Source organism: Aeromicrobium sp. PFPM2_SD2, from assembly GCF_057364525.1.
The window spans coordinates 1-4,242 of the sequence record NZ_JBNFNZ010000204.1 but is presented as its reverse complement, the minus strand read 5'-3'; the positions used below and the strand labels follow the sequence as shown (position 1 = coordinate 4,242).

The following is a 4,242-nucleotide window of genomic DNA, read 5'->3' as shown; positions in this document are numbered from 1 at the left end:
CGCCGGCCGACGCGGCCGACCTCGCCGCGCAGGTCGGCCTGGCGCTGGACTCCGAGCTCGCGGACCGCGACTGCGCGGACCGCGAGCAGGCCCAGGACTGGACCTGCCTGTACGACCACGTGGAGCCGGACTCGACGCAGTCCGTGCGCCTCGTCCTGGCGGTCCCGATCGCGTCCTGGAGCGAGCAGCTGGACAGCGTCGAGACGGCCCGCGGCGCCGGCCAGGGAGCCTTCCGCCTGGTCGGCCCCAGCCTGCCCCACCTGGACCGGGTCGTGGTCGGCGAGGACGGGAACGACTGGGTCACCGTGAGCCGCCGCACCGTCCTGGGGACCGGCTAGGCGTCGTCCCGACGGCCCGGCTCGACCGCTCGGTGTCCTGCGCCGCCAGCTTGGGCGAACACCGGCTGACCAGCACCGAACCACGACCGGACCAGAGGCGGGCGAAATGACGGCACTCGGTCGGCGGTCCGCCCGGTTCCGGGGCACGCTCCTGGCCAGGAGCTCGCGGGGGATGCGGGCCGTCTCAGGAGGAGAACGCATGAAGAAGCTCGTGACCGCCGCGCTGGCGGCCGGTCTCGCCGCCAGCCTGGTCGGGACGACCGCCCTGCCGGCGGGGGCGGCCGACGCCGTGTCGGTGCGCAAGATCGGCACCAAGACGGTGAAGCCCGGGAAGAAGGCGACGATCAAGCCGGTCGTGAAGGCGAGCGGACGGGTCAGGCTCGGCACGCCCCGGGTGACGGTCACGCGCATGGGCCGCACCGTGGCGACGAACCGCACCCGCGTCCGGCTCCGTGCGGGCACCTACCGCGTCACGACCTCGGTCCCCTACCGGACGTACGTCGACCGTCCGGTCTGGTCTCGGCGGGCCCTCGCGGGCACGGGCCGGGCCGTCGACGCCCGCTGCACCATCACCCGGACGACGCCGCGCGGACCGATCACCATCTCCCCCGCCCCGCCCTCGACCCCCGGTGACGCGGTCGGCGACGTCGTCGGCGGCATCGGTGACGTCGTCGACGGAATCGGCGACGCGGTCGACGACAGCGGCGCCCCGGTGGTCGGCGTCATCGGCGGGGTGGCCGTGGTCGTCGACGGCCTCGAGGACGTGCTCGGCGGCGTCGGCGACGTGGTGACCGGCTCGGACCCCAGCGGCGTCGAGGACGGCGTGGAGGGCGTGGTCCAGGGCGTCGGCGACGTGCTCGACAGCATCGTCCCGGGCCTCGGCGGCCTCGTCTCCGGCCTGTTCCCGCGCCGGACCAGCACGGCCCAGACCACGGCGATGGCGACGACCGCGCCGGGGACGACGGTGGTCGTCCACGACTACACCGCGACCTGCCGCTGGAACGGCAGCCAGGCCTTCACCATCTCCGGCACGCTCGCCGGGTCGGAGGACGCCCAGCGGACCGTGATCGGCTACCCCGGTGTGTCGGGCCCGCGGAGCGTGACGGTCGCGTCGGCGCCGTCGGCGGTGCGGGGCGGATCGCTCACGCTCACCGGGCTGGCGACCCCCGTCGCGCTGAGCAAGCTGGTGCGCACCGGCACGAAGCGCACCTACTCCGCGGTGAAGGTGAAGAAGCGCACCCAGACGCTCAAGGTCAGGACACGGTCGTCGCGCCGCTGACGTAGCCCCGAGACCCCGCAGGCCCCCGGCGACGCCGGGGGCCTGCGTGCGTCCGGTCCTGGTGGGTCACGGCGCTCGCCGTCTCCGGCAGGGAGGCGGCCACGTGGAAGCCGCGCAACACGTGCCCACTGTGCGACGTCCGTGACTCGCTGCGGGTCCGCGCCGACGCCCACACGGGCGGCTGCACCGCGTGTCACGAAGCCTGGGACGCCGCGGCGATCGGGTTCCTGGCCGAACACATCCGCGCCGAGCAGCTCGAAGACGAGGACAGAGAGACGTCCGAGCAGGCATCCTCAACCGATGATGCTTCAGGTGCTCGTCGTCGCCGCGGTCGTCGTGATCCTGGCGATCCGCTGGTGGGACTCGCGCCAGCCTCCCCCTGAGTCCGGCCCACCGCGATGCCGGCCGAGCCTGTTCTGGGACGAGCGGGGCATGCACGGTCAGTGCAAGATCCACGGCGGCGAGTGGCCGCTCAACTCCGCGCAGAACAAGGTCGTCCGCTCGACATGCCCACTGGCACGCCGGACCGATCCACCCCACCCATCCGCCTGACGTCGACCCGCGAGCGACCGTACGATCACGCCTCATCACGAGCAAACCCCCAGCTCGGCCTCGGCATCGCACCGGACAACGGCACCGCCGGGGGCCTGCGTGCGTCCTCGGACTCGTCCCTTCGACAGGCTCAGGGACCGGGTCGGCTCGAGCCGCCGGCCACAGCCTCGTCGCTTCCGCCGGCTCAGCGACCCGGGGAACGACGAAGCCCTCCGTCCGGGAGGAACGGAGGGCTTCGGTGGAGCCGCCTGTCGGAATCGAACCGACGACCTTCTCATGACGAAGGGGGACCGCTCTCCGACTCAGTCGCGCCGACCGACGACAGAACCCCCGCCACGAGGACGAGGGTTCTGGGTGGAGCCGCCTGTCGGAATCGAACCGACGACCTTCTCATTACGAGTGAGACGCTCTGCCGACTGAGCTAAGGCGGCGAGGCCTGGCGAGGATCGCCCGCCGGACCGGAGACGAGTCTAGGACAGGGGTTCGCCGAACCGAAATCGGGGGTCGGCCTAGGATCGTGGCCGTGACCGACGACATCCGCGCCGAGCTGAACGAGATGCGCTCGAGCATCGACAACATCGACGCGGCGCTCGTGCACCTGCTGGCCGAGCGCTTCAAGTGCACCAAGCGGGTGGGCCGGCTCAAGGCCGAGCACGACCTGCCGCCGGCCGACCCGGAGCGCGAGCGCCAGCAGATCGAGCGGCTGCGCCGCCTCGCCCTGGACGCCGACCTCGACCCGGCCTTCGCCGAGAAGTTCCTCAACTTCATCATTGACGAGGTCATCCGTCACCACGAGGCCGCGCGCGAGGTCTAGCTACTCCTCGCAGACGGTGCCGTCGTCCGGCACGGTGCCGTCGACGAAGTAGTCCGCGACCGCGTCGTCGACGCAGTCGTTGCCCATGCCGACCGCGGTGTGGCCGTCGCCCTCGCGCGTGAGCAGGACGCCGGAGTCGAGCGCGTCGGCCAGCCGCTGCGACCACTCGTAGGGCGTGGCCGGGTCGCGGGGTGGGTGCCGACGACCAGGATCGGCGCCGCGCCGGCGGCGGCGAAGTCCGTCACCTGTGCCGGCGCCCGGCTCGTCGCCGCCCAGCCCTCGCAGGTGTCCAGGCCGGCGGAGAAGAAGTCGCCGAAGACGGGCGAGACCTCGCGGAACTGACGCGTCGCCGCGGCGACCTCGGCGTCCGAGGGCGCCGGCTGGCCGGACGCGTCCAGGCACGAGATGGCCTGGAACGCCTCGGTGCTGTTGGTGGCGTACGAGCCGTCGGCGTCGCGGTCGAAGTAGAAGTCCGACAGCGACAGCAGCAGCGAGCCGTCGTCGTCCAGCACCTGCTCGAGCGCCTGCGTGAGGTACGGCCAGTTCTCCTTGCCGTAGAGCGTGACGGCGATGCCGTAGAACCCCTGGGTCTGGGTGAGCTCGCGGCGGCCGACCTTCAGCGGCTGCTCGTCGAGGCCGTCGAGCACCTCGCCGATCGTGCGCTGGGCCTCGGCGACGTCGTCGCCGAGCGGGCAGTCGTCGCGGACGCAGTCCTGCAGGTACGCCTCGAGGGCGCGCTGGAAGCCCTCGTTCTGGCCCGCCGCGGACTCGACCACGGTGAGGTCGGGAGCGACCGCTCCGTCGAGCACGAGCCGGCCGACCCGGTCGGGGAACAGCGCCGCGTAGGTGGCACCGAGGGCGGTGCCGTAGGACGCCCCGTAGTACGAGAGCTCGTCGTCGCCGAGGACGGCGCGGACGACGTCCATGTCGCGCGCCGCCTCGACGGTCGTGACGTGCGAGGCGAGCGCGCCGGAGCGCTCGACGCAGCCGCGGCCGAAGCGCTGGTCGGCCTCCTCCAGGCGCGTCGCGCTCGGCGTCGTCGTCGGGCGTCTGGTCGGTGGCCACCCACGCCGTCGAGCCCCTCGTCGTCCCAGGCAGTCCAGGGCCGGCTCGCTGCGCCCGACGCCGCGCGGGTCGACGCCGACGACGCCGTACTGCTCACGCACGGCCGAGCCCAGCGAGCTCGCCGCCTGGGTCGCGAAGTCGACGCCAGACCCGCCGGGCCCGCCGGGGTTGACCACGATGCGGCCGACCGGGTC

5 protein-coding genes, 1 tRNA gene and 1 pseudogene are annotated in these 4,242 nt (G+C 73.1%); 4 read left to right on the top strand and 3 right to left on the bottom strand.

The features are described 5' to 3' along the window. The 3 genes from AC2W7G_RS10290 to AC2W7G_RS10280 form a co-directional block, all read left to right on the top strand. Positions 1–338, top strand: a 338-nt coding sequence (locus AC2W7G_RS10290; protein WP_485868346.1) for a hypothetical protein, incomplete at its 5' end; no start/stop codon positions are given. Between the two features lie 199 nt (positions 339–537). Beyond that, complete coding sequence (locus tag AC2W7G_RS10285) at positions 538–1,617, top strand: hypothetical protein (RefSeq protein ID WP_485868345.1); 1,080 nt, start codon at positions 538–540, stop codon at positions 1,615–1,617. A 300-nt stretch (positions 1,618–1,917) separates the two neighbouring features. Further along, positions 1,918–2,169 carry a hypothetical protein gene (locus AC2W7G_RS10280; RefSeq protein WP_485868344.1) on the top strand — a complete coding sequence of 84 codons (252 nt, stop codon included), beginning with the start codon at positions 1,918–1,920 and terminating at the stop codon, positions 2,167–2,169. Between the two features lie 355 nt (positions 2,170–2,524). On the opposite strand, the gene AC2W7G_RS10275 is transcribed toward AC2W7G_RS10280, so the two are convergent. After that, positions 2,525–2,600, bottom strand: a tRNA-Thr gene (locus AC2W7G_RS10275). A gap of 92 nt (positions 2,601–2,692) precedes the next feature. On the opposite strand from AC2W7G_RS10275, the gene AC2W7G_RS10270 reads away from it, so the two are divergent. Next, the gene (locus tag AC2W7G_RS10270) at positions 2,693–2,983 is read left to right on the top strand and encodes a chorismate mutase (protein WP_485868343.1); all 291 of its coding nucleotides are present in this window, start codon (positions 2,693–2,695) and stop codon (positions 2,981–2,983) included. Here AC2W7G_RS10270 and AC2W7G_RS10265 read toward each other — a convergent pair whose 3' ends face one another. Then, the gene (locus AC2W7G_RS10265; protein ID WP_485868347.1) at positions 2,984–3,385 is read right to left on the bottom strand and encodes an alpha/beta hydrolase; all 402 of its coding nucleotides are present in this window, start codon (positions 3,383–3,385) and stop codon (positions 2,984–2,986) included. 305 nt (positions 3,386–3,690) lie between these two features. Next, a pseudogene (locus AC2W7G_RS10260) lies at positions 3,691–4,224 on the bottom strand (alpha/beta fold hydrolase); the annotation flags it as partial. Positions 4,225–4,242: the final 18 nt, after the last annotated feature.

What these genes read in the sequence shown, in the direction of transcription:
- AC2W7G_RS10280 (WP_485868344.1), top strand. Translation starts at nt 1,918, where the DNA reads ATGATGCTTCAGGTGCTCGTCGTCGCCGCGGTCGTCGTGATCCTGGCG.
- AC2W7G_RS10285 (WP_485868345.1), top strand. Translation starts at nt 538, where the DNA reads ATGAAGAAGCTCGTGACCGCCGCGCTGGCGGCCGGTCTCGCCGCCAGC.